A 25,288-nucleotide genomic window follows, 5' to 3' on the forward strand; every position below is an offset into this window, starting at 1 on the left:
TTAGTTAAATTTTAAAATACGCAATCGGCCCAGGTGATGTTGTGACCGGGAAACTTGGCAGAACAAACCGCATATTGCTCGCCAAAGCATGCACCACCTGTGCAAGCGTAACCTAAAGCGGTAGTGTCTTCGTAGCAAATTACAACATAGCCGTTTGTGTTTGGTGGGTAGTCAAGCACACATTCCTGCCCGCCTTTAATGGTTTTTAATTCGTCTTTGTTTAGCACGGTTTCGGCGCTTTTTTTAAGCGCGCTTAGTGTTAGCTTTTTCATAATTTTTTTTAATTAACAGGGTTTATAAAATGTATATATGAAAATAACACCTGCCTTTTGTGGACAGCTGTTAAAGCTTTTAATTACGATATACAATAAGCATAATGGGTGGTGGAGTACCCCTGGCTTGAGCAATATGATGCTTCCTCACCAATGCAAGGGCCACCGGTACATGCGTAACCTAAAAATGTGTCGTAATAGTCATAGCAAGCTACAACGTAGCCTGGGCTGGGGCCCCAAGGGCCATAGCATTGTTGATAACCACCCTTAATGTTTTTTAATTCCTCCTTGTTTAGTACAGTTTCGGCGCTTTTTTTAAGCGCACCTAGCGTTAGCTTTTTCATAATTTTTTTGGTTAACAGGTTTATAAAATTGGTATATATGAAAATAACACCTGCCCCTTGCGGGCAGGTGTTAAGCTGTTGATCACTACAAACAATAAGCGTAAGTAACGTTACTGTAATGTAACTGGCTTGCGCAATAGCTTTCTTCTTCGCCACTGCAGGTGCCGCCGGTACAGGCAGTACCTAAATAGGTTCCGTTATCGTAGCAGGCTACCGTATAACCTGCACCGCCGCCCCAGGGGCCCTGGCAGGGTATGTAGCCACCTTTGATGCTTTTTAGTTCATCCTTGTTTAACACAGTTTCGGCACTTTGTTTAAGCGCGCTTAATGATAATTTTTTCATGTTTTTGTACTTAAGTTGATGATTAATTTATTGTAGATCAGCGCCTGCCCCTCGCGGACGGACGCTAATGTTTTTGATCACTTATACACAATAGGCATAGTTAGTAGTTGGATAGCCTTGCGATGAACAGTATGACCCTTGCTCGCCGCTGCAGGTACCGCCGGTACAGGCGTATCCTAAAAAATTAGAGTTTTCATAGCAGGCAACTTTATAACCGCCATGTTGCTGGCCTGTGCCCGCACAAGTAGGGTTAAACGGATCTGGGCAGCCCCATGGATAGCTGTCATAATAAGTGCAATACTCATAACCACCTTTAAGGGTCCTTAACTCATCCTTGTTTAAAACAGTTTCCGCATTGTTTTTTAATGCGGTTAATGATAACTTCTTCATAGTTTTTCAAATAAATTGATAAATAGTAGTTAAACCGCTTACACTATATGCAGTATGCATAAGTGGTAGATGGATAGCCTTGTGATGAACAATAAGCGCCTTGTTCGCCGCTGCAGGTGCCGCCGGTGCAGGCATAGCCTAAGAAGGTTGAACCGTTGTAGCAGGCCACAGTATAGCCAACACCCCCCCAGGGGCCCTGGCAGTATTGGTAGCCGCCTTTAATACTTTTAAGCTCTTCTTTGTTCAAAACAGTTTCTGCATTTTTTTTCAATGCATTTAGCGATAACTTTTTCATAGTGTTTAATTAAATTGATGAATAGATATTTTAATTGGTAGTACTGTTTCAGGCAAAAGGATAAGGTTTAGATAAGATCAACTGCTGCTAGGTGCAATTTGCATGGCCGGTAGACATGTAGCCATTAACAGCATCGCAGTTGGCTATTAAGGCTAACTCATTATAGCACGCGGCGTTTTCTACACAGATAGTATTAACATAAGCGTTCAGGTAATCGTAACATGCCACCTGGATGCCATCATACCAGCCACTGGGCAGATAACAATAGTTGATGCCACCTTTAATGCCCTTTAATTCGTCCTTACTTAATACCTGGTCGGCATTTTCTTTCAGTTGTGTTAATGTTTGTTTTTTCATTGCTTTTTAGAGTTAAGTTTAAACTGATAGATACGTTAATTGGTAGTACTGTATTAGATACAGGATGAGATTTGGCTATTTAAACAATGCCGGTAATTTTATATGTCATAACAATAGCCATGATTAACGTTGCCAAATCCATACACATCTCTGCAAGCATTTTCCATAAATGATTCATCAAAACATATAGGAAACGGATCTGAATAGGCTACGCCATAAGTTGCGCAAACTACGCCAAGAGGATAGTTATTATAATCCAAACATCTTACTGACACACCGTAAATGTTATAGCCTAAGCCAGGATCGCAGCCCTGGGCACCACCGCTAATGCTTCTTAGTTCATCTTTGTTAAGTACGCTGTCTGCATTTTCTTTTAGTGTTTTTAATGATGACTTTTTCATTGTAATTTGATTTAAGTTTTTTATTTAATTGATTTCATAGTGCTTATTAATTGGCAAAAGCCTGCTGTTCGTTCTCTATAATGTATGGTAACCAAAAAGGTATATCATCAATATTATACATATCCGGCAGCGCCCGGCCGTTTATAAACAGGGTGGGTGTATGTGTTATCTGGAACATTTTGCCGGCTTCGGTGTGCAGGCCTGTAAAGCGCTCGCTATCAAAGCTGGCTATATCAATGGCATATAGTTTTTTAACCTCGTTTAAACTTTTGTTTTCAAACCAGTTTTCCAGCGCCTTTTCGCCTGCATGGGCGCCAAGAAGGTCATAAATAGCGGCAATGTATTTTAGTGCCTCAAGGGGTTCTCCGCTACGCGGGATTGAGAATACGCACTGCACTTTAATATTGGTGCTTTTGTTAAGCAGTTCTTTTATGGTTTTATGTGCCCTTGCGCAGGGGCCGCAGGTTAAACTGGTAGCTATGGTTAAGGTAACCGGCGCCAGCGGGTTGCCAATAATAAATCTGCCACCCATATCGGTATTAATGTAGCGCCCGGCATTAAGCATGTTTTTAAATATATCCGGGTTTTTTTTGTACTTATTAACATCGCGTTTCAAGCTGCCTATCCGGCGTTTATCATCCATTAGTTTACCGGCAAATAAAAGGCTGAAGGCCGCAAGTCCGAAGGATAACAGTAGTTGAAGATCGGCTGCGCTGCCAATAACCGGTTTGTATGATAAAGGCGAAAAAAAGAATGAAATAAACTGCATCCAAAGCAATAGCTGTATGGCTGTGCATAGTAAGCACCATTTTTTTGCTACAAAGGCCTGGTAATAAACAGAGAATAGCGTGTAAGGCAGCGCGGCTATATTTAGCCATATTAATATGCCGGGTATATTGGCATTGGCCCACAATAAACTCAAAAAGAAACCAGTAAAATAAACCAGCCCGATCTCTGCCCAGGATATCAACCCGAAGAGCTTGCCTGCATTTGATTGTAATACACTGTTGCAGTTGAAATTGGCGCCGGCCTTGCATATATTTTTTACAAAGTCGGGTGCGGCATTTTTATCGTAGGCGTATAAAAAGCCACTTAAAATTATACCTGTTGCAGCAATTAGTAATTGTAAGGATAGCGTGGATATCAATGCCGCATCAGAAGCGGCAAAGGCATAACGTAAGGCCAGGAATAAAAACAGCGTGCCATACGAATAGGCGAACACTGTTTTAAGCGTGTTTAGCCTTTCTTTTTTAACACTACCGGTATAATCTTTTTCACCGGAGTACTCATCGGGTGCTACGGCTATTACTACACCGTTCCACAACTCAGCAAATTCGTCGATACCCAATTTAACCGAGCGTTTTTTTGCGGTTTGATAGTAAATGTAGTGCTCATCTATCATGTCAACTACAATCAAAGGCTCATCCGTGTCCTTTAGCGTGGCCATAAAAGGGGTTTCTACATCGACTAACTGCTCTTTTTTGAGCCTTAGTGTGGCATGATCAATGTTCCACTCATCAAACGCATCTGATATGCTTACCAGGTCGGGGAAGTCCGGGTGTGTTAACAAGTACTCATTAGCCTGTGTGGCAGTTACGGGCACATTATACCCACGAATGATCTTATTGACCATCCCTACAACATTATTAGTTGCACTCATAGTTATTAGTTTTAGCGGTACAATTAGATTACAGATAAAGTATTAGGCTACCGGTGTAGGGGCACACAGGCATAGATTTTTGATATAGCAAAGCTGGCACCTGTTAGGGGGTACAGGGTTGGTTTTTGTACTAGGGGATTTATGTATTAGGTTGTGTGTTAGGGGTAACGCACAATTGGTTATTTCAAAGATGACAGATTTAACTATTGGTTTGAATGTCTTTTTATATCAATATTTTGACAAATTGTATCAATGTTTTGCATCGGACTGTAATGCAAAGCGTTACAAATATATTTTTGGTCATGATCATCAGGGGCGAAATACATCTTAATTATGGCTACAAAAAATGCGGTTTCGATGAAGTCAAAATTTTTACCTTTGGTTATCATTACATCATCGCATGAAAAAAATTCCATCTATTATATTGGCGTCCAAATCGCCGCGCAGGCAAGAGTTGTTAAAACTGATGGATCTCGACTTCCGTATTGTGCTGAAAGAGGTGGACGAATCATACCCTGACAGCTTAATCCCCGAGGAAGTTGCGGTGTACATTGCGCAGCAAAAGGCTACCGCGTTTGATGAGATAGTGACCGACGAGGTAGTGCTTACTGCCGATACCATTGTAACCATTGACGGCCAGATATTGGGCAAACCCGAAAGTGAAGAACACGCCGTTGCCATGCTCCAGCTGCTATCTGGCAGGATGCATAGGGTAGTTACCGGCGTTTGCCTGTTTTACAAGCAAAAATATCACAGCTTTTACGATGTATCTGAAGTTACCTTCCGTACCATGAGCGATGAGGAAATTGAAACCTACGTAGCCAAATACAAACCCATGGACAAAGCCGGATCATACGGCATACAGGAATGGGTAGGGGTAACCGGGATTGTTAAGATCAATGGATCGTATACCAATGTGGTGGGGTTGCCTACGGAGAAGGTTTACCAGGCACTGTTAAATTTAGAATAATATTGAACATCGAATACAGAATATCAAACGCCGAAGTGTTTATTGTTGATTTACTTCATTATTCGACATTCAGCATTCGATGTTCGATATTCAAATAAAATTACACCTTCACTTCCTTCCATTTCCCCTTCTTAAAGAAATAATAAGAAGTAAGGGCCAGCAACGTTTCGGCTACTGGTATAGAGTAAAATACGCCTTTGGTGCTTAGGTCCAGTCCTTTTGATAGCAGGTAAGCCAGTGGTATCTGCACCAGCCAGAAGCATACAAAGTTGATGCGGGTTGGGGTCTTGGTATCGCCGGCACCGTTGAGGGCTTGTGTCATTACCATGCCTAAACCGTAAAATATATAGGTGGACCCCATGATCTGCAACGCCTGCGCGCCGTACCTTACAACCACCGGGTCGCTGCTAAAAATGCTGATGATGTTTTTGGAGAACAGCAGGAAAACCACCATCACTATCCCCATAAATATAACGTTGTATTTGGCGGTGAGCATTACGCTTTTCTCGGCGCGTTCAATTTCTTTGGCGCCCAGGTTTTGGCCCACCAGCGTCGCGGCAGCATTACTTAGGCCCCAGGCCGGCAGTATAAAGAAAACCACGTTACGTATAGCCACCTGGTAACCTGCAGATGCGCCGGTACCGCCGGTTTCGGCCACTAATCGCGCCAGCACTATCCAGCTGCCGCTGGCGATGATAAACTGCAAAGTAGCAGGCCAGGCTACGCTGATGAGTGATTTGATAACCGGCATATCCAGTTTAAAATGATGCGCGCCAAATTTAAGCGAGCCTTTGCCTTTAACTAAATGCCAGCATTGGTAAGCCACACCACAGGTACGCGCGGTTACAGTTGCCATTGCCGCTCCTTTTAAGCCGAAGAAATGAATCAGCACCGGACACAGTATAATGTTGATGATACTGGCTATCCAAAGGCTTTTCATGGCCATGGCCGCATTTCCCGCGCCGCGGAAAATACCGTTGATCAAAAATATCAACACAATAACCAAACTGCCGCCAAACATAATGCGGGTAAATATGGCACCTTCGGCAACTACCTGTGGGTGGGCACCCATCAGCGTCAATATATCCGGCGCGAAAACCACGCCCAACACGGTTAACACAGCACTTATAGCCAAACAAACCAATAAGGATTGGGCGCCGGCGTGTGCGGCTGCCTCGGGGTTTTTCTCGCCGGTGCGCCGTGCTACAATGGCGGTAGCGCCAACGCTTAACCCTATGGCTATAGAATATACGATGGTGATAACAGATTCGGTAAGACCCACGCTGGCGATGGCATTTTCGCCCAGTTTGCTCACAAAAAATATGTCGACAAGGGCAAATACGCTTTCCAGGCTTAGCTCCAGTATCATGGGTATGGCCAACAGGAAAACAGCTTTACGGATGCTGCCCTTGGTATAATCCTGTTCCTCGCCGTTAAGGGATAGCTTAACGGCTTTTATAATAGTTTTAAAGGTCATTGTTGTAGGGTATCGGCTAATCTAATACTTCGCAAGAATAGCCATTTTCGTTCAGTATCGCTATAATTTTTTCGGGCGCAACGGTTTCTGCCTCAACGCGTAACACCTTGTCGCAATCGTCCATATCAAAGTTTACCAGGCTGTTGGGGAACTCGCTAAGCAATTGCCCTATCAGCCATTGAGACAGTATAACTTCCTGAACGTTGGTTTTAAAAACTTCTACTATCATATGTGTTTACAATTTCGAACACTGAACATCGAATAATGAATGATGAAGTGTTCGATATTCGATGTTCAGTATTCGGTGTTCGATATTATTCAAATCATTCCGCCAGCACCTTCGCCATTTTCCTTAACTGGTGCAAGTGCCTTTGCGAATGAAATACATAAAACCACAAAAACTCCAGCCTGGTAAACGCACCTAAACCCGGTATCTCAAAATCAAGGCAGGTTTCTGTCAAATCGAGCGTTTTAGCGGCTGTTATCAATTTGTCAAAGCTGCTTTCCAGGTCAGTTAATACCACGTGCTTGTTTAGCGGTTTATCTGTAGGCAAAATAAAATCAGGCGATTGCAGCTTGGTCTCAAAATTCAGAAATATATCAGCCGTGGCCTTTACCTTCTCGTCCGGCGCGCGCTCGGTAGGTGCAGTGTTGCCATAAAAAATGCCGTCGCCTATGGCTTTTAAAATATGGTCGCACACCTGCGCGGGCGTCCAACTACCTTCAAAAGGTACGGCGTTAAAATCTTCCTGGCTTATAGATGAAACAACGGCCAGCATGTTGGCTTTGGTTTGCTCCAGTTCTGTTAACAGATCTTTCATAATGTTACGTTTAAAGCGCGCGCCGCCATAGCAACGAACGCCTGTTTTTATAGGTAATTGTGAGTGTTAGTTGATCGGATCTTCCTGGTAGTTTACCATCCATTGTACACCAAACTTGTCGGTAAAAAAGCCGAAGTAGGCACCCCAGAATTGTTTTTCCAAAGGCATCCCCATAGTACCGCCGACCGACAGACCATCAAAGTAACGTTTGGCATCGTCCAGGTTATCCGGGTTTAACGAGATAGAAATATTGTTGCCGAAGTTTAACGACTGGCCCATTGATTCCAGGCAATCAGTAGCCATTAACAGGTTTTGGCCAACGGGCAGGGCAATATGCATGATCTTTTCCTTGTCTTCGGCGCTCATCTGGTCGCCATGCGGCGTGTCTTTAAAGCGTTGTATCATCGTGAATTCGCCGCCAAAAACCGACTTGTAGAAGTTAAAAGCTTCTTCGGTATTACCCATGAAGTTTAAATACGGATTCATTAATGCCATCATGATCTTTAGTTTTTTGTTTGATTTAATTGTTGTTTTTGTTGATACTAAGGTAGATGCTTTCGCCAGAAACAGGAATGGGTGTAAAAGTCAATAATAGGGGGCATTTGAGACATTTTTTCTATCTTAGCTTTTAAACACAATATTTATAATATGCTGAACCTGGGGATATTACTAACTAATCATTACCGCCTGCTAAGCGTAGCCGCTATACTGGATGTATTTGAAAGCGCTAATAAATGCCACATACATGATGGCTTTGAGCCCATATTTAACATCAGTTTTTTTAGCGCGGCTGATTTTAACGGTAAAGCCGAATTTGATGGCCGGACTATCCAACCCATCAACAATTCAACCAGGCAGGATATCATTTTTGTACCAGCTTTTGGTACCGAAAACATCCGCGCCGCGATATTTGAAAACCAGCAATACATACCCTGGCTGCAGCAGCAATACAATGCCGGGGCGGAGATTGCCTGTGTATGCACAGGAGCGTTTTTGCTGGGCGCTACGGGCTTATTAAATGGCAAACCCGCTACTACCCATGTTGATGCCTGTAATGCTTTTAAAGACGCCTTCCCGGCGGTTAAGCTACAGCAGGATAAGGTGGTTACTGCCGAAGGCGGACTGTATACCAGTGGGGGCAGCACTTCAAGCTTTCACCTGATGTTGCACCTGTTGCAGAAATATTGCAGTAAAGATATAGCGGTGCGGATAGCCAAACTGTTTGCCATTGATATGGACAGGGAGCAGCAAACCTATTTCAGCACATTTTATCCCACCCAAAACCATAATGATGAATTGGTGGCCCAAGCCCAACGCAGTATTGAGGCCTCTTACCAAAGTAATGGTACTATCGAGGATCTGATCAAAGAAGTACCCGGCAGCCGCCGTAATATTGTGCGCCGCTTTAAACAGGTTACGGGCATTACCCCGATAGAGTACCTGCAGAAAACACGAATTGAAGCCGCTAAAAAGCTATTGGTGCAAACCAACCAGCAGATGACGGAAGTAATGTTTAATTCGGGTTATAATGATCCGAAGGCGTTCAGGAAGATCTTCCGTAAAGCGGTTGGGATGACGCCGACAGGGTATAGGGAGAAGTTTTATTTGGGGTAGCTAATTTATTTTAATTAAACTTTCAATAAATTTTGAAAGTTTAATTTTTGTTCATATGTTTGTGTCATGGAATTACAAGAAGCAAAGCTGAAATTTATTGAAGCCTGGGGTAAACTGGGATCAGAGTGGGGGATAAACCGCACCATGGCACAGGTACATGCCTTGCTTTTGGTAACTCCGGGCGAGCTGACCACCGAGGAGATCATGGAGCAATTGCAAATATCACGCGGTAACGCCAACATGACCCTGCGCGACCTGATAGGCTGGGGCCTGGTAGAAAAAAAACATCGCGCCGGCGAGCGTAAAGAATACTTTTATGCAGATAAAGACACCTGGAACATAGCCCGACAGGTAGCCAAAGAACGTCGCAAACGCGAGCTGGAACCGGTTTTGAAAGTGTTGGATGAATTAGGCAAAGTTAAAGGCGACGCAAAAGATCCTGACTATGCCACCTTCAACAAATCAATTACCGACATTAATAAAATGGCTAAGAATGTTGACGGTACGCTTGAAACCATGCTAAAAGCTGAGGAAAGCTGGTTTTGGGGTTCGATACTTAAAGTGTTTAAATAGGTACGCCTATTTTTTTAATCTAAACTTTCAAATTTTCCTGAAAATAAAGAATATACTGAAATGAAAACACTAAATAACCACCTTATCCTGTTTGACGCCGAATGCCCCCTGTGCGACTTGTATACTAAAGCTGTTGTAAAAGCCGGTATGCTTGACGCCGGGGGCAGGGCGGCATACCAGCAACTAAGCGCTGATACCTGCCCCATGGTTGACAGGCAGCGTGCTGTAAACGAAATAGCGTTGGTGAACACAGAAACCGGCGAAGTAGTATATGGCATTGATAGCCTGTTTAAAATTATGGGGGCAGCGTTCCCCATATTTAAAGGCTTGTTAACCTTTGCACCTTTTGTTTGGCTAATGACCAAAGTGTACCGCTTCTTTTCTTATAACCGCAGGGTAGTTATACCTGTTGATACCGATACTAACAATTTACAACCCACCTTCAGGCTAGGCTACAGGCTGGGCTATTTACTATTTGCATGGTTGGTGGTTAGTTACATACTAACGCAATACGCCACTTTGCTTGCGGGAGTGGTACCGGTTGGCAATGCCTGGCGCGAATATTTAATATGCGGCGGACAGGTAGTATTTCAAGGCATTGTAGTAACGCTGCTGGCACCCGCCAAACGCTGGGAATATCTGGGTAATATGATGACTATCTCTTTAGCAGGTGCTTTATTGCTGTTGCCTGTATTGCCACTGGCCGCCTGGATAGGCGCACATCCTTTACTATATACCCTATATTTTTTAGCGGTAGCGGGGCTAATGTTTTTAGAACACATCCGCCGCAGTAAGCTACTGCACCTGGGTTGGGGGCTTACCATTAGCTGGGCCGTTTATCGTGCCCTTGTGTTGTTGATCATTTTACTAAACTAATATCGCCATGAAAAAATATAAAAAAATAGTGCTGGCAGGTGGTAATGGCTACCTGGGTACGGTTTACGCTACTTATTATAAAGACCTGGCCGACGAGGTTATCATACTAAGCAGGCACGCCAAAGCCCTGCAAGGTAACATCCGTACACTGGTTTGGGACGGACGTACCGAAGGCGACTGGACAACCGATATTGAAGGTGCCGATCTATTAGTTAACTTATGCGGCAAAAACGTAAACTGTCGATACACTGAAAAAAATAAAGCCGAGATCATTAACAGCCGGGTAATACCTACACGTTTGTTGGGCGATGTTGTGGGCAAACTGGCCAACCCGCCAAAACTTTGGATAAACTTATCTTCTGCCACCATATACCGCCATGCCGAAGACCATGCGCAGGATGAACTGACCGGCGAAATAGGCTATGGCTTTTCTATTGATGTATGTAAAATATGGGAGCAAACATTTTTTGATATTGATACGCCCCGTACCCGCAAGGTAGCCCTACGCATGGGCATCGTACTTGGTCGTGCGGATAGTGTTTTTCCGCGCCTGCTTAACCTGGTGAAATTTGGTTTAGGTGGCAAGCAAGGTAACGGACAACAATATTTGAACTGGGTACACGAACGTGATGCTGTGCGCTGCACCGAATTTTTACTGGATAATGCTGATTTGGATGGTATAGTAAATTGCACAGCACCTGTAGCCATTAAAAACGCCGATATCATGAAAGCCATGCGCACAGCTTATGGCATTCCGTTCGGCTTACCGGCCCCGGCGTGGTTGCTGGAAATAGGCGCACTGATCATCGGCACAGAAACCGAATTGATTTTAAAAAGCCGCTGGGTAAACCCCACACGATTGCTTGATGCGGGTTACACATTTACTTTTAACCGCGCCGAACATGCTATTAACGATATTTTAAGTATAAAAAATTAGTAATTTACCACTCCTTATCATGAAAAAAATATTTACACCCACGCTTAACGGCTATTTGTTCTCCAACTTATTTGCCATGGCATTGATGGCTTTAACCAAGTATGTTTTGCTGGTAGAGAAAGCCGGAATTATGATATACTCTGAGTTTGTCATCATTCCTTTTGTTATGGGTATTATAAGTGCCTGGTTTTGGCGAAATATTCCGCTGTCATCACTAAAGATCGCATCCCGGAGTACGCTTAACTGTTTCATAGCTATACTATTGAGCACCGTTGTTTTACACGAAGGTGTTATTTGCCTCATCATCGTATCACCCTTACTTTTTGCATTTATCTTAGCCGGTGCGCATGCGGGTAAAATGATGTTTAAGAAAAATAACTCCACACTAAACGTAAGTGTTATCGCTATGCCGGCTGTAATTTTTGTAGCCGATTCGCTTTCCGAACATCACTATCAAAACAAAGTTTCTGACGAGGTAGTGATCAACGCCACACCCGATAAGATCTGGAAAAATGTAGTCGCCTTTGAGCGTATCGAAGAAGAAAACAAATACTGGCTGTTTAAAGTTGGCATGCCCAGCCCGGTGCAGGCTACGGTCAGCGGTTATCACCAAGGTGCAAGCCGTAAATGTATATTCAGCAATGGTTATGTGTTTGATGAAAAGATTGTAAAATACGAGGAAAACAAAGATCTCATTTTCGATATCACCCACCAACCTCGCGACCCGGAGATAATGGGCCACATTGATATTTTACGCGGTCAGTTCATCTTAAAAGACAACCATGATGGCACCACCACGCTGACAGGGAATAGCTGGTATAAATTGTACGTTTTCCCGGTTTGGTACTATGATATGTGGGCACAAAGCATTACCCGCAACGTACACCTGCGCGTTATGGAACATATTAAAGAACTAAGCGAGGCGAAGTAAAATGTTCGGTTTTGTAGTTAAATATCTCGGCTTTTTAAAGCATGTACCCGGCCTGGGTATTTTGTTTGATAACTGGCTCATGGTATGGTCGGCGTTCACAAAGTCGGTAGTGCTCGATAATATGGATGCCATTGAAACGGAAGTTTTAACCTGGCCCGGTACCTACGTAACCATACACAAATACGGCGGCACACAATTTAACTACAAAGGCAAAGAAATTGGCCACATCCACAGCAACGGCTTATTGGATATGCTGCTGAGCCGCCAAATTAAACAGCAACTAATGCCCGAGGGCCACATCCTGGATCATCACTATTTTAAAAATACGGGTTGGATAAGTTTTTACATGCACAGCGAGGCTGACAAGGAGTACGCCATCGACTTATTGAAATTAGGGTACGATCTTATTAAGCAAAAAACTATTCTCCCCAAACCGTCAACATCAAACTACGCGGGCCGCCGTAATTACGGTGCTCGCACAGATAAATGCCTTGCCAAATTCCTAATGCCAGCCGGCCGTTGCTAACCGGTATGGTTACCGAACTACCCAGCATAGCGGCTTTAAGGTGGGCAGGCATATCGTCGGGGCCTTCGTCGTCGTGCAGATAGTCGGGGTCGTTTTCGGGGACGGCCTTGCTGAAATACATTTCAAAGTCCTTGCGTACGGTTGAGTCGGCATTTTCATTAATGGTGAGCGATGCCGAAGTATGCTGAATAAACACCTGCAGCATGCCGGTTTTAATTTCGCGCAGTTGGGGCAGGGCATTTACTACATCTGCGGTAATTAAGTGAAAACCGCGTTTGCGCTGGGTTAGTTGTATTTGCTGCTGGTATATTTTCATAGGTGGCTAAAATTAAAACAAAATGGTAGATTAGTAAAAAACTATTCCTTATGAACCCTTTGCTTTTTGTAACCGGCGAGGCCGAAATTATCGTCATCATTTTCGCGCTAGCCTATGCCGCGCTGTTTTTTTATTGTTTGGTAGATATTATACGATCGACTTTTAAAGATAGTACCACTAAGCTAATATGGGTGCTGGTTATTTTGTTTGCGCCATTTTTGGGTTCGTTATTATACCTGGTATTGGGCCGTAATCAAAAGGTATAACACTATGAGCTTGCTCACCGGGCAATACCAACTTTTACTATCGTCCCGCCAGGTGATGCTTAATTTTATTGCTCAAAACCTGTCGCACAACCTGCAAACGCCGGTTGACGCTTTCGACGGTAAAACCATAAGCTTTTTGCTGGTACACATAGCCAACGTAAATAAACACTGGCTGGCCAATTATGCGCTTGGTGCAAACCTGGCCTATGCGGATGATGAGCGTGTAGATATGGACGCCATTTACGATTTGTTTAGCGAAGCTGATGCGCTACTCGGTCAATTCATCAGCCATTTTGAAGCGGATGTAGATCAAGTTATCACCGGCGCAACGGCATCAGGCAAAACCGTTAAAGCCACCCCACTGGAAGTATTCACCCATGTACTTACGCATGAGTTCCATCACAAAGGGCAGATCATGAGTATGTGCCGTTTGCTTGGTGCGGTGCCTCCCGATACAGATATTATACGTACATAAAACAAAAGCCCGGCTGCAATAACAACCGGGCTTTTGTTTTTATGGAATAAGCTGCTTACTTATTCATGCTCACCTTTGGCTCGGTAGAGCCGGGGGCGTTTTTCAGCATTTCTATCATTGCTACAACTTCGTTGTAAACACCTTCGTTAGTGCCGCCAAAGCCAACTTGTTTAAAGCGAATGGCGCCGGTTTTGTCAATAACAAATTTGGTTGGTATACCATCAACTTTGTAGCTGGTAACAACTTTCGACTGACGGCCATTAGCACCAACCTCGTCCACTAAAACGTGGAAAGTGTATTTGTTATCGGCTATGAATTTTTTAACGCCCGGCAGGTAGTTTTCGCCACGCTCCCAGGTATCAATAAATAAAAATACTACGCTTGGGTCGGCTTTGTATTTGTTAACCGCCAGCTGCATGCCCGGGAACGATGCCTTGCAAGGGCCACACCAGGTTGCCCAGTAATCAATAATAACGGTTTTGCCTTTTAAGCTGGTTAATGATACGGTTTTGCCGTTCAGATCTTTCAAAGCAAACAGAGGTGCTGCCTCGTTGATCATTTTAGTGGTCAGCTCTTTTTTCTTTTCTTCTATTTTAGCCAGGTTTTCCGGTGTGCTCAAATTATCCAGTACCGATTTTTCGATAGACGCCCAATGTGCGGCCCAGCCTTTGGTACCATTAATTTTAACATAAGCAGCCTGGAAAGCATCGCGTAGCGCGCCTGTGCTTTTACCGGCACGTATGCTTTTTTCGGCAACCTCTAAAGCTTTGGCGTGTTGGCCATCGGCAGCAAGCATTAACACATAATGTTCTGTTATCTCAGGGTCTTGTCCTTCGCTATGCTCATAAACCGGCGTTTGGTAAGTTAAAGCCTCTTTGGGGTTATTTTGCTTTAGCATAATGTACGCGTAGGTATCTGCAAAGCTATCGTACTGGCCTTCGTAACGTTTTTTCATGTTAGCCAGCGCAGGGTCGTTAATGGCTTGCGTGGTTAAGTCTAACGATTGTTTTGACAGCTTAGCAGCCTCGGTTAAATGCTCACCGGATTCGGCCCAGGCCCAGGCTACGCTGTTCAACCCCGAAGCCATAGCCGTTTTGCTTTTCATCAGGCCAAGCTGTTTTTCGTAATTGGTGTAGTCCAGGTTTTTTATGTAGGCGGTAGCTAACTGCGCGCGCAAAGCATCCTGCAAATTGGCTGGTGCCTCCGGCGATTTTTGTAGCAATACGGTTAATAACGAATCTTTTTTTGGCAGATTCTGCTCGTTTAAAAAACGGGTTTGCAGCTCTTTGGCATCCTGCGCAAAAACCTGCTGACCGGCCAATAGCAATGCCGGTAATAATAGTGCTTTTAAGCCTTTCATCGTAGTAAAAACTTGTTCAGATAATGGATTTGTATAACTCAAACCTAAACATTAATAGCTACAAATCCTACTCTTTATAGGTGATTTATTATTAAAAGGCACGATGATTGCCTTATCATGACCGAAATAAAAAACAAATAGCTACCATGAAAGACGTACTGTTAACCATATTTCACATATTTATTATTGGCGCGGTTTACCTGCTGCTAATTGGTGGTGTACTAATTTTAAGCGGGAAATTTGATAGTTGGACAAGCCGCCTTTATTTTTGGCGACGTAAGAAAAGGCCCGATGCGGGGCGTAATTTTTAACGGACGCTTCCGCTTTTTTTGTCTAAATTTATATCAGCAAAATATCAACCATGAAAAAACTGCTGACTACATTGTTATTACTGGCGCCGCTTGCCCTGGCTGCACAGGACCTGAAAGATTATAAAGCATCAAACGGCAAAACCTATAAAGTAGGCGATACCGTTAAACTTGGCCTAGGCAGCACTGCCGATGGTAACTTTAAGTATGTACTGGCCAGCCAACCCGGCTTTTTACCTCCGCGCCGCGAAAGCAATGGCATGGGTGCACGTAAGGACGCGGCCCATTTAAACGCCGTTATTAAGCGCATAAAAACAGGCAGTGTATTATCTAATACTGCCAGTAAAGTAATATTTGTGGTGAAAAGCGGCGGTTTAATTGGCTATGATGTTTGGATAGAAGAAGCCATAACCGCCTGCGAAGTTACCCCATGCGCATCATCCGCGCCCACGCAAAACGCCCCTGTAGCCGGCGTGGCCGATGAGTTGTTAAAACTTAAGAAACTGCTTGACGCCGGCGCCATAACACAAGCCGAATACGACGCGCAAAAAAAGAAGTTGCTGGCGCAATAACCTATTTATTACCTAAACACCCTCACATTATGTATAGTAACTCAACGCCGACGCCGGCAACATTTATTAAAACTATTACGCTTATCTATTCGGCGCTAGTGCTGGGGCAAGCCTTGTTTGCTATTATGGCCTTTGTTGTTGGCAAGCCCATAACCACTGCGATAAACACTGCCGATCCCTTATTGATTGTAGTGCCCTTAATGGCAATAACAAGTTTGTTTGCATCAAACCTGCTATACAAAAAGCTTTTGGCGGCGGCGGTTCAGGCTGATAATCTGACAGGTAAGTTGTCCGGTTATCAAACCGCTTTAATTGTACGTTGCGCGTTGATAGAAGGCACGTCGTTATTTGCTATTGTAGCTTTTTTACTAAGCGGAAGTATCGTTTTTATAGCGATAGCAATGGGACAGATACTTTATTTTTTAACCTTTCGCCCAACAAAAGATAAAGTGGCCGAGGAGCTACAGTTAAGCTACGAACAGAAGCTGGAGCTATAGCGTAAGCCTTACCAAATACTGGCCGTACTCATCTTCAAGCAACACTTCCATTTTAAAGCCGGTTTCGGTGGCAACCTGTTGCAGGGTTTTCTCATCAATATACAGCCAGTTAAACCAGTTGGTAGCTAGCTTTTTGTAGGTGTATTGATATTGTATCTGGCCGTGATAACGGTCTGTCGGGAGCTTGTCTTCGTACAGGTAAGCTACATCGGATGAGTCGAACAGTATTTGGCCGCCTTGGTTCAGCAGAGATTTAAAATGATAAAGCAGGGCTTTCAGTTCGTGTAAGGTCCCTGCCAGGCCAATGCCATTCATCAGCAATAATAAAGTATCATATTTGCTGTCGCGATAGTTGAAAATATCGGCTACGTGAGCATCCTTTACGCCACGATCTTTCATTACCTGTACGGATAGGGGCGAAATATCAATAGCCGTAACATCATAACCGCCTTGCTGAAATAACAACGCATGGCTCCCGGCACCGGCACCAATATCCAGTATTTTACCGCGGCATTCTTCCAGCGCCATCCATTCAATATCAGGCATATCGTCGTCGCCCCGGAAGTAAACTTCTATCGGCATTTCCTCACGCGGACCGTATTTATTGTTTATCCAAAGCTTGGCGGGCGCTTGTTGGTGGTAATGATCGTACAGGGCCTGGCCTAAAATATCTGTCATGCTGCTACAAAAGTAAAATTTCTTTAAACTTTTTTAACTAAAGGTTGTTGCTGATGTAACTGTAAGAATATTGATACGTATAAAGGTGTAAATGTTTTTAGTTTACATTTGCTTAACCAAAACCTAAAACCATGAAAACATCTACCTCCCTGTTTGTAATGGCCGTTGCATTATTGATGTTACAATCATGCCAAAAAGATACGGTTAAAAAATCAACCAAAAATACCAGTTTAATTGTTGGCCGCTGGATGACCAGCCAAAAGCATACCCGTATTTATGATGCCGACAATAATTTGGTAAAGGATACCCTAATTATTTATGGCGAAGGAGGAGGCAAGGCCACCCCGTTTTTTGAGATATACGACAACGAAGGTAATGCTTATGTTACCGGCAAGCCCTACACGATAGCCGGTGTTGATAAGGCGGATACTACGGCCTTTATGAAGTATACGATAGAAGGATCGCACCTTACGCTAAAGCCAACCAGCGGCGGCAGCCAAACCAAACCCATACTACAACTTAACGAAACGGATATGAACCTGGAAAGCACGTATAATGCCTTGCCGCCGGGTGTGCGCTGGGGCCTTGATATGGAAACCACTTACCTGTTTAGAGACGAGGTTTTGTATACCAGGAAATAACAAAATACAGCTATAACACAAAGCCCGGGCAATAAACAGCCCGGGCTTTGTTGCTTTAGCAGAGAAACGGTATTTTATTTGCCCTAATCAGGTTTTTAGTAGCCCATACTAAAAGTGTTATCGGCATAACTGTTTACAGTAACACTGTAAAATGTAGCCTCGCCAAAGGTAGGGCTGTAGGGATCATTATCCGGGTACGAGGTATCGCCCAGGTGGGTATATATGGGTTGCCAGGTTATCGGGTCGTAACCGGTTATTTCATACCACGAACGATCAACATGGCCAAACAGCGCAAAACTACCCGCTACCTGCACTACAGCAGTATAAATGCCATCGGGCACGTAGCCGCTGCTGGTGATTGTTACCGGGTCGCCACCTTGGGTAGGGTAAAAGGTGATAGACTCGATGCCGGGGTTAATGGTAACTGTTGAAGCCTTTACATTAAAGGCAAATGATAATAAAGCGATAACTACTACCGCGCTTAGGATCTTACTTTTCATGGTGTTTTAATTTAAGTTTTTTTAGTTAAAGATGTTTAGGTGAATTACTTAGGGCAAGTAGTATAAATATAGAATTAATATGTTATAATGTATGTACATGTAAAAATTAATTTTTATTAACAGATGGGGATATGTTGGATGATTTCTTGCGGAACTGATAAGTTCTAGATCAGCGGTAAAACTTACAAAGTTTAATTTCGCCCTTGTTGGTGTTATCACCAACAAGTTATCGCGATCTTCATATATACACTACCTCTGGCAATATGGTTTGTTGGTGATAACACCAACAAAGGCAAAGAGTAGTTTTTTTATTGCTAATTTTGTTAATAGATTTAAATCATAAATTTCTTTCGGCCCCTCCCTGCCAATTACAATGTTTCTCCCCGATAAGGGGGAGCGCGATCACTTTTGAACCAATTTATTAAAATGAAGAAGATCATCGGCATTATAGCTTTAGCTGCTTTGAGCATACAGGCACAGGCACAATTCCCGAAGGTGAGTGCCCCGGTACAAATTACCGCTGCGGGAAAAGAGCATTTATTTGCCAGTTATTACGGCATAAACTCATGGAGTAAAAACGAACGCTACGCCACAGTTTTGCAAACAGATGTGCGCGACCGTATACCTACCGAAAAAGATACCGCCACGCTGGGCCTGGTTGATATGCAAACTAATAAGTTTATTCCGCTTGCTAAAACCACTGCCTGGAACCTGCAGCAGGGCTGCATGGCGCATTGGCTGGCTACCGACCCAAATACTACGATTATTTACAACGACAGGCGCCAGGGCAAATTTGTATCGGTTATTTTGAACGTGGTTACCCGCAAGGAACTAAAAGTTTTGCCTTACCCCGTAGCGGCCGTAACGGCTGATGGTAAGGAAGCCCTAAGCATCAACTTTTCGCGCCTGCGTTTAACCCGCACCGATTATGGTTATGGCGGCGAAGGGCAATCGGCCCAAGCCAATGTGCAGTTCCCGGATAATGACGGCATATTTTTGATAGATCTGCAAACCGGCAAATCAAAACTAGTCGTAAGCTATAAACAATTGCAAAGACAGGTATCCGCCATTGCCGCCGGCAGTATTGAATATATAGGCCATGCCTTGTTTAGCAAGGGCGGATCAAAAATATTTTTCCTGGCGCGATCAATGCCTGCATGGAATACTACATCATTCACCATCAATAAAGACGGCTCAAATTTACAGCCTTGTTTCCCATCCAGCAGTTGGGGTGGCTCGCACTTTGATTGGTTAAATGATGATGAGCTGATGATAACCGCTTTGTACGACGCGAAGAAATATGCCCACATATTGTTTACCGCGGGCAAAAGCAACTACCGCAAATTAGGCGGCGGCAAACTGGATTACGACGGCCACGGCGCGTTTTCGCCCAACGGCAAATGGATGGTTACAGATACTTATCCCGCCAGGGACACCCGCAACCAAAGTATTTATTTATTGAACATGAAAACCGATTCGGTACTTACGCTTGGTGCCTACCGCGAGCCGCCCGAGTTTAAAGATGGCTGGCGGGCCGATATCCATTGCCGCTGGAGCCCGAGCGGAAAACTGATAGGTTTTAATTCTACGCATACCGGGAGCAGGCAGGTGTATGTGATGAGGGTGGAGGAGTGAAAAAACTTACGAAGTTTTAGAAACTTCGTAAGTTTGAGAAGTTGCTATATCCCCCGATAATACACTCACTCTCTATTAAATAGATCATCGTTTTTTAATCGGCGCGGCAACGGTAAATGGAATATATGGACTGGAAACTTTTTTTTACAGGGTTCGGCTTCTTGTTGGTCGCTCGTCTTATCTATCAAAGCCTTAAAGTAGGACCTGCTTCTGAAAGCAATGATTGGAAAGGCCCTACTATGACTACTCATGTGCACGGCTGGGGTGCCTTGGTATTATGTGTGTTGTTGGGCGTTGGTTTTATACTAAAATCATTGCCATCCCCACTTTGAATTGGCTCCGCCGTCTCCCGGGTCCAAGCATACGCACTACACCAAATTTTCCTTGACAAAATTTCGGGTATATTCCTTGATCATATTCCTCACCAGTATAAAACTTTCCAAAATCTCGCTTTCGCTTCCTGTAGCTTTTGCCGGGTCGGGAAAGTTATGATGGTATTTGATCGCTTTCGCGGGGTAGTAAGGGCAACGCTCTTTGGCGTTATCGCACACGGTTATCACATAGTCAAAGTCAACGCCGGCGTATTCGTCAATGTTATTTGATGTATGCATGCTGATATCAATTCCGTCGCGCTTCATTACATCTACGGCCCTGGGGTTTACACCGTGTGTTTCTACACCGGCACTGTAAATTAATGCTTTATCGCCCGCAAAATGCCTTAGGTAGCCCTCTGCTATCTGGCTGCGGCAACTATTGCCGGTACACAATACCAATACTTTTTTCATTTTATTATATTAAAATAGTAGCCATACCAGGTTTATAATGCAAAATTTCGCATCCCAGCCAAACAGCAATTGCAATACCAGTACAGATAGCGTTATCACTACTTGCTTTTTATATTTTATTAAATTATTCAGCAGCATGACGTCGTTCCGCTCCCGCAAGCGTTGCTACGCTGCGCAGCTTTACATTGCGTTTTGTCGGCCGTTAGGTCAATTACTAAATTTCCTGCTATGGTATCAAAGTCTTTCGGATACATCTGCCGCGTATCAAAAGCTTGGTTGCCAAACTCTATCTTTACAATAGCTTCGGGGTTTAAAGGCAGGTTTTTCTCAACAAGGTTAACAATCGATAGGGCTTTACTAACCGTCATAGCTTGTTGCTTATTGTTTGACGAAGGTTCCCACAATTGTACAATAACCTCTGTCCAATTATTCATCTGCCCGCCACAATCTACAGATGTTATCGGCGCCTGTTTAATTTCGGTGATGTGATAGGATGCGTGCACCCATTTATTCGTATCATACTGAAATTGTAATACCATTTCAGGGTTTTGCTCGAGTCTTTGCTTAAAGTTCAGCCAATTCATTAATTCTGTCATACTCACTATTGATTGTAATATTGCGATTGATTTATTTAAATTTTTTTAGCAGCAGTTATTATTGTTTTTGAAAGATGCCATCATGGTGCCAAATTGAGCTTGCAGGCGCGCCCAGGTAGCAGGGTTTATGCAATAGCACACCTTAACACCTGTTATAGTGCCCTGTATAATGCCGGCGTTTTTTAACTCTTTTAAATGTTGCGATATGGTGGCTTGTGCCAGCCCCAGTTCATCCACCAGGTCGCCGCAAATACAGGCGTTTGCCGCAATTATTTGTTGCAATATAGCTATACGGGCAGGGTGAGCGATAGCCTTAAGCAACACGGCAAGATCGTTTTGCTCTTTCGAAAATATTTCGGTTTTACTGGTTCCCATATCTATCGCAATATTACGATAATAAGTTATTAAAATACAAATTTTATTTGCGGGAATTTAAAAAGAGAGGGTGAATTATCGATCAAACGAGTTCGCCGCTCATCAAAACGTGATTGGCCAAAGCAAGCCGGTCTTGAATAAAAGGTAAATCCTTTATATAGATCATATTTCGGCCGATACCCGCTTTAACCTCTCCAAAAGGTGTTAAGGTTTTGGTTTTATGATCATAGCTGTAAGGCTTGAAATTATAGTCGGTTAACAGCTTATGCGTGGCCTCATCGCCAAAGCCATAATAAACACCCACGTTAGAGAACTCGATAACTATTGCTTTTAAACCCTCTGCCGACAACGTTTTAAGAGACCCCAGTAAAGCATTATGCTCATAACCCTCTATATCCAATTTAATTAGTGCAGGTACCCTGCCATTTAAAATGTCGTCCAGTGGTTTAGCTTCCACCTGGATAACATCTGGCCTGTATTCATACCAAACCCGGTTCATCGCATGATCGTTGGTTGTAAAAGGCAAAAAGCCTGCTTTGTCAGACACTGCAATATTAAAAGCCTCAACCAGGTCGTCAAGATTATTCAGCTTTATATTTTTGATCAGGCCTTTAAAAGTAGCAGGCGCTGCTTCAACCGCTATGGTTTTCGCCCGCTTTTCGGCCGAAGCTATCAACGTAAACGCACCACCGTTGGCGCCCAGATCTACAAACAGATCGCCGGGTTGTAATACATGCAAAACAAAGGGCATAATATCTATCTCAGTGATGCCGAAGTAATAATTGCCGCTTAATGATTGAAACCCATCCATCAACAGCATTTTGCTATTAGGCGTAAAATTAAACTGCAGATTGCGCTTGAAAACTTTACTTAGGGTTTGCCATTTAAAAAAGCGGTACAAAAACTTGAGTTTCTGCTTTAGTGAATAGTTATTATGGAGGATGTGGTTTATTGTGGGTTGCATTTAAATGCGGTCTGCTTTTGCTATGTGTTAACCAAAGTTAACAAAAAAAGCTATCTGCGTGGTTGACAGATAGCTTTTCGGTAAGTTCAAGCGTACTGGCTTGCATAAAGACTTACGAAGTTTGCCAAACTTCGTAAGTCTCTGACGGGTTAGTAACTCAAATTAACGACCACCGGCCAATGATCCGACGGTACTTTGCCGTTATAGGTATTGGTTAAAATGGCGTAGCGATTTACCTTAAAATGTTTAGTTACAAAGATGTGATCGATTCGCGCATCGCCGCTGGCTTCGGGTTTAAAGCCGTTGAAGGTAGGGCCGGTGGCCAGCTTAACGGGGGATAGTAAATAACAATCGCGCAACAGGCCCGAATCATTTAGCGTTTTGTATCCTTCGGTGTGTTGATTAGTGTTAAAATCGCCGGTTAGGATGGTTGGGATGTTACCGGTTAAGGCTTTCATTTTAGCCATGATAAGCTTTGCGCTTTCCTTGCGGGCTACCAAACCCACGTGGTCCATATGTACGTTAAAGAAGTTAAATACACGGCCGCTTTTAATTTCTTTAAACTGCCCCCAGGTACAAACACGGGTAAGCGCCGCGTCCCAGCCAACGTTCGGGTGCTCCGTATCGGTAGGCGAGAGCCAGAAGCTGCCGCTCTTCAATAACTTAAACTTATCAGCACGGTAAAATATAGCCGAATATTCATCTTTCTCGCCGCCATTGCGGCCTACGCCAAACCACTTATAGTTTTTCAGGCTGTCGCCCAGGCTTTTTAGCATGTGGTTATAGCCTTCCTGTATGCCAACCACATCCAGGTTGTTAAACTTAATGATGTTAGCTATAACGGGGTAGCGCTCGCCCCAACCATGCCCGGCGGCCGAGTCGGCAGCGTTAGCGTAACGCAGGTTATAGCTGCCAATATTTAGCTGTTGCTGTGCGCGAAGCTGACTTGCTGACGCGATAATAAAAAGAATTACAAGGCTTATACGTTTCATCTTTCGGATATAATGTTTGTACAAATAAAGTAAATATGTATTAACAAAGTATCAATAAATAATAAAATAGGTGTAGCGCTAAAATACAAAAAGTGCAGTAAGCAATTACTGCACTTTTGTTAAGTGTTTGATAGCCTGTGGTGTAGCGTGCTACACCAAGTGTAGCGCTGTAGCGTGCTACGCATACGCCGCTACACTTGCCTACAAGGCGCTTATGTTTGTACTTAGGCCAGTTTGCCTAAAGCAGCCTTGATGCGGCCCATAGCTTCGATCAGTTTTTCTTCTGAAGCAGCGTATGACATGCGGATAGATTTTTTATCGCCAAATGAATCGCCACCCACGGTGGAAACGTGCGCTTCTTCCAGTAAGTATATGCTTAACTCGTCTGCATCGTTAATAGTGCGGCCGTTATAGCTTTTACCAAAAAACGCGGTAACATCCGGGAAGAAGTAGAACGCGCCGTCAGGCAGGTTAACTTTAATGCCTTCGATTTGGGTTAGCAGGTCGTAAACAATGCCGCGGCGTTTTTTGAAGGCCTCGCGCATTTCAAGCACGCTCTCTAAACCACCCTCGTATGCTGCCAAACCGGCACGCTGGGTGATAGATGAGGTACCCGAAGTAACCTGGCCCTGCAGTTTATCAATAGCGGCAGCCAGTTCTTTATTAGATGCGGTGTAACCCAATCTCCAGCCCGTCATAGCAAAAGCTTTCGACCAACCGTTGATGATCACCACGCGATCTTTAACGCTGTCAAACTGGGCGATAGACTCGTGCTTGTCAACAAAGTTGATGTGCTCGTATATCTCATCGGCCATGATGTAAATTTCAGGATATTTTTCAAAAACCTTAACCAGGCCAGCCAACTCGTCTTTAGTATAAACGCTGCCGGTAGGGTTACAAGGTGATGAAAACATGAACAATTTAGTTTTAGGCGTAATAGCGGCCTCCAATTGTTCAGGGGTGATTTTAAAGTTGGTAGTAACGTCGGTGTCGATGAAAACGCTCACGCCATCAGCCAGTTTAACCAGCTCTGAGTAGGATACCCAGTATGGCGTAGGGATGATCACCTCTTCGCCCGGGTTAACCAGGCAAAGCAAAGTGTTAGCGATAGATTGTTTAGCACCGGTAGAAACCACGATCTGGCTGAAATCATAATCCAGTCCGTTCTCGTTCTTCAATTTAGCAGCAACAGCCTTACGTAGTTCAGGATAACCTGCTACCGGTGTGTAGTAGGTGTAGTTATCATCTAATGCCTTCTTAGCGGCATCCTTCACATTTTGAGGGGTGTGAAAGTCCGGTTCGCCAAAGCTAAGGTTGATCACATCAATACCTTTAGCGGCAAGTTCGCGGCCCATTTTGGCCATTTTAATGGTAGCTGATTCTGACAGGTTATTGATCCTGTTACTTAATGCACTCATAGTTGTGTTAAATTGTTCCTTTGCGGCAAATATATAAATTCTATAGCTAGCGGGTAGACTAAATTTGAAACTAGTTTACCTTAACATTTTGACTGCTAACCACTAGGAACAATTTGCCCTATT

At 43.8% G+C, this 25,288-nt stretch carries 36 protein-coding genes; 14 read left to right on the plus strand and 22 right to left on the minus strand.

Features of this window, described 5'->3' with window-relative positions; genetic code table 11:
• Positions 1 to 11 precede the first annotated feature (11 nt).
• The 8 genes from AC59JT_RS06005 to AC59JT_RS06040 all read right to left on the minus strand — a co-directional run bounded on the left by AC59JT_RS06005 (position 12) and on the right by AC59JT_RS06040 (position 4,062).
• Entirely contained in the window at positions 12 to 272 is a 261-nt protein-coding gene (locus AC59JT_RS06005; protein WP_497396779.1) for a hypothetical protein, read from the minus strand.
• A gap of 83 nt (positions 273 to 355) precedes the next feature.
• On the minus strand, positions 356 to 616 hold the full coding sequence (locus tag AC59JT_RS06010) for a TIGR04149 family rSAM-modified RiPP (protein WP_497396781.1): 261 nt from the start codon (positions 614 to 616) through the stop codon (positions 356 to 358).
• Positions 617 to 701: 85 nt separating this feature from the next.
• Positions 702 to 959, minus strand: coding sequence for a TIGR04149 family rSAM-modified RiPP (locus tag AC59JT_RS06015; RefSeq protein ID WP_497396783.1), 258 nt, complete (start codon positions 957 to 959; stop codon positions 702 to 704).
• 81 nt (positions 960 to 1,040) lie between these two features.
• On the minus strand, positions 1,041 to 1,349 hold the full coding sequence (locus AC59JT_RS06020; RefSeq protein WP_497396785.1) for a TIGR04149 family rSAM-modified RiPP: 309 nt from the start codon (positions 1,347 to 1,349) through the stop codon (positions 1,041 to 1,043).
• Between the two features lie 43 nt (positions 1,350 to 1,392).
• Positions 1,393 to 1,644: a hypothetical protein gene (locus AC59JT_RS06025; RefSeq protein ID WP_497396787.1), complete on the minus strand. Its 252-nt coding sequence runs from the start codon at positions 1,642 to 1,644 to the stop codon at positions 1,393 to 1,395.
• 87 nt (positions 1,645 to 1,731) lie between these two features.
• Entirely contained in the window at positions 1,732 to 2,001 is a 270-nt protein-coding gene (locus AC59JT_RS06030) for a hypothetical protein (protein WP_497396789.1), read from the minus strand.
• 98 nt (positions 2,002 to 2,099) lie between these two features.
• Positions 2,100 to 2,402 carry a hypothetical protein gene (locus AC59JT_RS06035; RefSeq protein WP_497396791.1) on the minus strand — a complete coding sequence of 101 codons (303 nt, stop codon included), beginning with the start codon at positions 2,400 to 2,402 and terminating at the stop codon, positions 2,100 to 2,102.
• Between the two features lie 46 nt (positions 2,403 to 2,448).
• Complete coding sequence (locus tag AC59JT_RS06040; RefSeq protein WP_497396793.1) at positions 2,449 to 4,062, minus strand: vitamin K epoxide reductase family protein; 1,614 nt, start codon at positions 4,060 to 4,062, stop codon at positions 2,449 to 2,451.
• Positions 4,063 to 4,462: 400 nt separating this feature from the next.
• Here AC59JT_RS06040 and AC59JT_RS06045 point away from each other — a divergent pair, with 400 nt between their 5' ends.
• On the plus strand, positions 4,463 to 5,032 hold the full coding sequence (locus AC59JT_RS06045) for a Maf family protein (RefSeq protein WP_497396795.1): 570 nt from the start codon (positions 4,463 to 4,465) through the stop codon (positions 5,030 to 5,032).
• Between the two features lie 100 nt (positions 5,033 to 5,132).
• Here the strand turns inward: AC59JT_RS06045 and AC59JT_RS06050 are convergent, their stop codons facing one another.
• The 4 genes from AC59JT_RS06050 to AC59JT_RS06065 form a co-directional block, all read right to left on the minus strand.
• Complete coding sequence (locus AC59JT_RS06050; RefSeq protein ID WP_497396797.1) at positions 5,133 to 6,509, minus strand: MATE family efflux transporter; 1,377 nt, start codon at positions 6,507 to 6,509, stop codon at positions 5,133 to 5,135.
• Positions 6,510 to 6,525: 16 nt separating this feature from the next.
• Positions 6,526 to 6,738: a hypothetical protein gene (locus AC59JT_RS06055; RefSeq protein ID WP_497396799.1), complete on the minus strand. Its 213-nt coding sequence runs from the start codon at positions 6,736 to 6,738 to the stop codon at positions 6,526 to 6,528.
• A 94-nt stretch (positions 6,739 to 6,832) separates the two neighbouring features.
• The gene (locus AC59JT_RS06060) at positions 6,833 to 7,330 is read right to left on the minus strand and encodes a DinB family protein (RefSeq protein ID WP_497396801.1); all 498 of its coding nucleotides are present in this window, start codon (positions 7,328 to 7,330) and stop codon (positions 6,833 to 6,835) included.
• A 66-nt stretch (positions 7,331 to 7,396) separates the two neighbouring features.
• Positions 7,397 to 7,828: a VOC family protein gene (locus AC59JT_RS06065; protein ID WP_497396803.1), complete on the minus strand. Its 432-nt coding sequence runs from the start codon at positions 7,826 to 7,828 to the stop codon at positions 7,397 to 7,399.
• 150 nt (positions 7,829 to 7,978) lie between these two features.
• Between AC59JT_RS06065 and AC59JT_RS06070 the strand changes: the two genes are divergently transcribed.
• From AC59JT_RS06070 to AC59JT_RS06095, 6 genes are all read left to right on the plus strand, one after another.
• Positions 7,979 to 8,944 carry a GlxA family transcriptional regulator gene (locus tag AC59JT_RS06070; protein WP_497396805.1) on the plus strand — a complete coding sequence of 322 codons (966 nt, stop codon included), beginning with the start codon at positions 7,979 to 7,981 and terminating at the stop codon, positions 8,942 to 8,944.
• Positions 8,945 to 9,010: 66 nt separating this feature from the next.
• On the plus strand, positions 9,011 to 9,517 hold the full coding sequence (locus tag AC59JT_RS06075; protein ID WP_497396807.1) for a GbsR/MarR family transcriptional regulator: 507 nt from the start codon (positions 9,011 to 9,013) through the stop codon (positions 9,515 to 9,517).
• 60 nt (positions 9,518 to 9,577) lie between these two features.
• Complete coding sequence (locus AC59JT_RS06080) at positions 9,578 to 10,393, plus strand: DCC1-like thiol-disulfide oxidoreductase family protein (RefSeq protein WP_497396809.1); 816 nt, start codon at positions 9,578 to 9,580, stop codon at positions 10,391 to 10,393.
• A 7-nt stretch (positions 10,394 to 10,400) separates the two neighbouring features.
• Positions 10,401 to 11,330 (plus strand): TIGR01777 family oxidoreductase, encoded by a 930-nt coding sequence (locus tag AC59JT_RS06085; protein ID WP_497396811.1) that lies wholly within the window; start codon positions 10,401 to 10,403, stop codon positions 11,328 to 11,330.
• Positions 11,331 to 11,349: 19 nt separating this feature from the next.
• Positions 11,350 to 12,261 carry an SRPBCC family protein gene (locus AC59JT_RS06090; RefSeq protein ID WP_497396813.1) on the plus strand — a complete coding sequence of 304 codons (912 nt, stop codon included), beginning with the start codon at positions 11,350 to 11,352 and terminating at the stop codon, positions 12,259 to 12,261.
• Position 12,262: 1 nt separating this feature from the next.
• Positions 12,263 to 12,787 carry a luciferase domain-containing protein gene (locus AC59JT_RS06095; RefSeq protein WP_497396815.1) on the plus strand — a complete coding sequence of 175 codons (525 nt, stop codon included), beginning with the start codon at positions 12,263 to 12,265 and terminating at the stop codon, positions 12,785 to 12,787.
• Here AC59JT_RS06095 and AC59JT_RS06100 read toward each other — a convergent pair.
• Positions 12,681 to 13,103 carry a secondary thiamine-phosphate synthase enzyme YjbQ gene (locus AC59JT_RS06100; RefSeq protein WP_497396817.1) on the minus strand — a complete coding sequence of 141 codons (423 nt, stop codon included), beginning with the start codon at positions 13,101 to 13,103 and terminating at the stop codon, positions 12,681 to 12,683. The genes AC59JT_RS06095 and AC59JT_RS06100 overlap by 107 nt on opposite strands.
• 50 nt (positions 13,104 to 13,153) lie before the next feature.
• On the opposite strand from AC59JT_RS06100, the gene AC59JT_RS06105 reads away from it, so the two are divergent.
• Together AC59JT_RS06105 and AC59JT_RS06110 are read left to right on the plus strand one after the other, a co-directional pair.
• On the plus strand, positions 13,154 to 13,369 hold the full coding sequence (locus tag AC59JT_RS06105) for a PLD nuclease N-terminal domain-containing protein (RefSeq protein ID WP_497396819.1): 216 nt from the start codon (positions 13,154 to 13,156) through the stop codon (positions 13,367 to 13,369).
• Positions 13,370 to 13,373: 4 nt separating this feature from the next.
• A complete protein-coding gene (locus tag AC59JT_RS06110; RefSeq protein ID WP_497396821.1) occupies positions 13,374 to 13,844 on the plus strand; it encodes a DinB family protein in 471 nt (156 codons plus the stop codon).
• Positions 13,845 to 13,899: 55 nt separating this feature from the next.
• Here AC59JT_RS06110 and AC59JT_RS06115 read toward each other — a convergent pair whose 3' ends face one another.
• Positions 13,900 to 15,204 (minus strand): TlpA family protein disulfide reductase, encoded by a 1,305-nt coding sequence (locus AC59JT_RS06115; protein ID WP_497396823.1) that lies wholly within the window; start codon positions 15,202 to 15,204, stop codon positions 13,900 to 13,902.
• Between the two features lie 146 nt (positions 15,205 to 15,350).
• Between AC59JT_RS06115 and AC59JT_RS06120 the strand changes: the two genes are divergently transcribed.
• Genes AC59JT_RS06120 through AC59JT_RS06130 form a run of 3 tightly spaced genes read left to right on the plus strand, consistent with a single transcriptional unit; the run spans position 15,351 to position 16,581 of the window.
• On the plus strand, positions 15,351 to 15,515 hold the full coding sequence (locus AC59JT_RS06120) for a hypothetical protein (RefSeq protein WP_497396825.1): 165 nt from the start codon (positions 15,351 to 15,353) through the stop codon (positions 15,513 to 15,515).
• 50 nt (positions 15,516 to 15,565) lie between these two features.
• Complete coding sequence (locus AC59JT_RS06125; RefSeq protein WP_497396827.1) at positions 15,566 to 16,084, plus strand: SHOCT domain-containing protein; 519 nt, start codon at positions 15,566 to 15,568, stop codon at positions 16,082 to 16,084.
• Between the two features lie 29 nt (positions 16,085 to 16,113).
• Positions 16,114 to 16,581, plus strand: coding sequence for a hypothetical protein (locus tag AC59JT_RS06130; protein WP_497396829.1), 468 nt, complete (start codon positions 16,114 to 16,116; stop codon positions 16,579 to 16,581).
• On the opposite strand, the gene AC59JT_RS06135 is transcribed toward AC59JT_RS06130, so the two are convergent.
• A complete protein-coding gene (locus tag AC59JT_RS06135; RefSeq protein WP_497396831.1) occupies positions 16,576 to 17,259 on the minus strand; it encodes a class I SAM-dependent methyltransferase in 684 nt (227 codons plus the stop codon). The genes AC59JT_RS06130 and AC59JT_RS06135 overlap by 6 nt on opposite strands.
• Positions 17,260 to 17,390: 131 nt before the next feature.
• On the opposite strand from AC59JT_RS06135, the gene AC59JT_RS06140 reads away from it, so the two are divergent.
• Positions 17,391 to 17,900 (plus strand): hypothetical protein, encoded by a 510-nt coding sequence (locus AC59JT_RS06140; protein WP_497396832.1) that lies wholly within the window; start codon positions 17,391 to 17,393, stop codon positions 17,898 to 17,900.
• Between the two features lie 95 nt (positions 17,901 to 17,995).
• On the opposite strand, the gene AC59JT_RS06145 is transcribed toward AC59JT_RS06140, so the two are convergent.
• Positions 17,996 to 18,400: a hypothetical protein gene (locus tag AC59JT_RS06145; protein ID WP_497396834.1), complete on the minus strand. Its 405-nt coding sequence runs from the start codon at positions 18,398 to 18,400 to the stop codon at positions 17,996 to 17,998.
• A gap of 426 nt (positions 18,401 to 18,826) precedes the next feature.
• Between AC59JT_RS06145 and AC59JT_RS06150 the strand changes: the two genes are divergently transcribed.
• Positions 18,827 to 20,035, plus strand: a complete 1,209-nt coding sequence (locus AC59JT_RS06150; protein WP_497396836.1) for a TolB family protein — start codon at positions 18,827 to 18,829, stop codon at positions 20,033 to 20,035.
• A gap of 368 nt (positions 20,036 to 20,403) precedes the next feature.
• Here AC59JT_RS06150 and AC59JT_RS06155 read toward each other — a convergent pair whose 3' ends face one another.
• The 6 genes from AC59JT_RS06155 to AC59JT_RS06180 form a co-directional block, all read right to left on the minus strand.
• Positions 20,404 to 20,820 carry an arsenate reductase ArsC gene (locus AC59JT_RS06155; RefSeq protein WP_497396839.1) on the minus strand — a complete coding sequence of 139 codons (417 nt, stop codon included), beginning with the start codon at positions 20,818 to 20,820 and terminating at the stop codon, positions 20,404 to 20,406.
• A 128-nt stretch (positions 20,821 to 20,948) separates the two neighbouring features.
• Positions 20,949 to 21,404, minus strand: coding sequence for a DUF6428 family protein (locus AC59JT_RS06160; RefSeq protein ID WP_497396841.1), 456 nt, complete (start codon positions 21,402 to 21,404; stop codon positions 20,949 to 20,951).
• A 57-nt stretch (positions 21,405 to 21,461) separates the two neighbouring features.
• Positions 21,462 to 21,791 (minus strand): ArsR/SmtB family transcription factor, encoded by a 330-nt coding sequence (locus AC59JT_RS06165; protein ID WP_497396843.1) that lies wholly within the window; start codon positions 21,789 to 21,791, stop codon positions 21,462 to 21,464.
• 82 nt (positions 21,792 to 21,873) lie between these two features.
• Complete coding sequence (locus tag AC59JT_RS06170) at positions 21,874 to 22,755, minus strand: FkbM family methyltransferase (protein WP_497396845.1); 882 nt, start codon at positions 22,753 to 22,755, stop codon at positions 21,874 to 21,876.
• A 149-nt stretch (positions 22,756 to 22,904) separates the two neighbouring features.
• Complete coding sequence (locus AC59JT_RS06175) at positions 22,905 to 23,747, minus strand: endonuclease/exonuclease/phosphatase family protein (protein ID WP_497396847.1); 843 nt, start codon at positions 23,745 to 23,747, stop codon at positions 22,905 to 22,907.
• Between the two features lie 224 nt (positions 23,748 to 23,971).
• Positions 23,972 to 25,165: a pyridoxal phosphate-dependent aminotransferase gene (locus AC59JT_RS06180; RefSeq protein ID WP_497396849.1), complete on the minus strand. Its 1,194-nt coding sequence runs from the start codon at positions 25,163 to 25,165 to the stop codon at positions 23,972 to 23,974.
• Between the last annotated feature and the right edge of the window lie 123 nt (positions 25,166 to 25,288).

Source organism: Mucilaginibacter sp. A3364 (assembly GCF_059690715.1).

Coding starts and splice junctions, on each gene's coding strand:
- AC59JT_RS06105 (WP_497396819.1), top strand. CDS start 13,154: ATGAACCCTTTGCTTTTTGTAACCGGCGAGGCCGAAATTATCGTCATC.
- AC59JT_RS06150 (WP_497396836.1), top strand. CDS start 18,827: ATGAAGAAGATCATCGGCATTATAGCTTTAGCTGCTTTGAGCATACAG.
- AC59JT_RS06015 (WP_497396783.1), bottom strand. CDS start 959: ATGAAAAAATTATCATTAAGCGCGCTTAAACAAAGTGCCGAAACTGTG.
- AC59JT_RS06010 (WP_497396781.1), bottom strand. CDS start 616: ATGAAAAAGCTAACGCTAGGTGCGCTTAAAAAAAGCGCCGAAACTGTA.
- AC59JT_RS06170 (WP_497396845.1), bottom strand. CDS start 22,755: ATGCAACCCACAATAAACCACATCCTCCATAATAACTATTCACTAAAG.
- AC59JT_RS06030 (WP_497396789.1), bottom strand. CDS start 2,001: ATGAAAAAACAAACATTAACACAACTGAAAGAAAATGCCGACCAGGTA.
- AC59JT_RS06145 (WP_497396834.1), bottom strand. CDS start 18,400: ATGAAAAGTAAGATCCTAAGCGCGGTAGTAGTTATCGCTTTATTATCA.
- AC59JT_RS06090 (WP_497396813.1), top strand. CDS start 11,350: ATGAAAAAAATATTTACACCCACGCTTAACGGCTATTTGTTCTCCAAC.
- AC59JT_RS06045 (WP_497396795.1), top strand. CDS start 4,463: ATGAAAAAAATTCCATCTATTATATTGGCGTCCAAATCGCCGCGCAGG.
- AC59JT_RS06125 (WP_497396827.1), top strand. CDS start 15,566: ATGAAAAAACTGCTGACTACATTGTTATTACTGGCGCCGCTTGCCCTG.
- AC59JT_RS06140 (WP_497396832.1), top strand. CDS start 17,391: ATGAAAACATCTACCTCCCTGTTTGTAATGGCCGTTGCATTATTGATG.
- AC59JT_RS06095 (WP_497396815.1), top strand. CDS start 12,263: ATGTTCGGTTTTGTAGTTAAATATCTCGGCTTTTTAAAGCATGTACCC.
- AC59JT_RS06035 (WP_497396791.1), bottom strand. CDS start 2,402: ATGAAAAAGTCATCATTAAAAACACTAAAAGAAAATGCAGACAGCGTA.
- AC59JT_RS06060 (WP_497396801.1), bottom strand. CDS start 7,330: ATGAAAGATCTGTTAACAGAACTGGAGCAAACCAAAGCCAACATGCTG.
- AC59JT_RS06050 (WP_497396797.1), bottom strand. CDS start 6,509: ATGACCTTTAAAACTATTATAAAAGCCGTTAAGCTATCCCTTAACGGC.
- AC59JT_RS06155 (WP_497396839.1), bottom strand. CDS start 20,820: ATGAAAAAAGTATTGGTATTGTGTACCGGCAATAGTTGCCGCAGCCAG.
- AC59JT_RS06040 (WP_497396793.1), bottom strand. CDS start 4,062: ATGAGTGCAACTAATAATGTTGTAGGGATGGTCAATAAGATCATTCGT.
- AC59JT_RS06025 (WP_497396787.1), bottom strand. CDS start 1,644: ATGAAAAAGTTATCGCTAAATGCATTGAAAAAAAATGCAGAAACTGTT.
- AC59JT_RS06135 (WP_497396831.1), bottom strand. CDS start 17,259: ATGACAGATATTTTAGGCCAGGCCCTGTACGATCATTACCACCAACAA.
- AC59JT_RS06180 (WP_497396849.1), bottom strand. CDS start 25,165: ATGAGTGCATTAAGTAACAGGATCAATAACCTGTCAGAATCAGCTACC.
- AC59JT_RS06110 (WP_497396821.1), top strand. CDS start 13,374: ATGAGCTTGCTCACCGGGCAATACCAACTTTTACTATCGTCCCGCCAG.
- AC59JT_RS06175 (WP_497396847.1), bottom strand. CDS start 23,747: ATGAAACGTATAAGCCTTGTAATTCTTTTTATTATCGCGTCAGCAAGT.
- AC59JT_RS06085 (WP_497396811.1), top strand. CDS start 10,401: ATGAAAAAATATAAAAAAATAGTGCTGGCAGGTGGTAATGGCTACCTG.
- AC59JT_RS06055 (WP_497396799.1), bottom strand. CDS start 6,738: ATGATAGTAGAAGTTTTTAAAACCAACGTTCAGGAAGTTATACTGTCT.
- AC59JT_RS06160 (WP_497396841.1), bottom strand. CDS start 21,404: ATGAATTGGCTGAACTTTAAGCAAAGACTCGAGCAAAACCCTGAAATG.
- AC59JT_RS06005 (WP_497396779.1), bottom strand. CDS start 272: ATGAAAAAGCTAACACTAAGCGCGCTTAAAAAAAGCGCCGAAACCGTG.
- AC59JT_RS06165 (WP_497396843.1), bottom strand. CDS start 21,791: ATGGGAACCAGTAAAACCGAAATATTTTCGAAAGAGCAAAACGATCTT.
- AC59JT_RS06080 (WP_497396809.1), top strand. CDS start 9,578: ATGAAAACACTAAATAACCACCTTATCCTGTTTGACGCCGAATGCCCC.
- AC59JT_RS06065 (WP_497396803.1), bottom strand. CDS start 7,828: ATGATGGCATTAATGAATCCGTATTTAAACTTCATGGGTAATACCGAA.
- AC59JT_RS06120 (WP_497396825.1), top strand. CDS start 15,351: ATGAAAGACGTACTGTTAACCATATTTCACATATTTATTATTGGCGCG.
- AC59JT_RS06075 (WP_497396807.1), top strand. CDS start 9,011: ATGGAATTACAAGAAGCAAAGCTGAAATTTATTGAAGCCTGGGGTAAA.
- AC59JT_RS06100 (WP_497396817.1), bottom strand. CDS start 13,103: ATGAAAATATACCAGCAGCAAATACAACTAACCCAGCGCAAACGCGGT.
- AC59JT_RS06130 (WP_497396829.1), top strand. CDS start 16,114: ATGTATAGTAACTCAACGCCGACGCCGGCAACATTTATTAAAACTATT.
- AC59JT_RS06070 (WP_497396805.1), top strand. CDS start 7,979: ATGCTGAACCTGGGGATATTACTAACTAATCATTACCGCCTGCTAAGC.
- AC59JT_RS06115 (WP_497396823.1), bottom strand. CDS start 15,204: ATGAAAGGCTTAAAAGCACTATTATTACCGGCATTGCTATTGGCCGGT.
- AC59JT_RS06020 (WP_497396785.1), bottom strand. CDS start 1,349: ATGAAGAAGTTATCATTAACCGCATTAAAAAACAATGCGGAAACTGTT.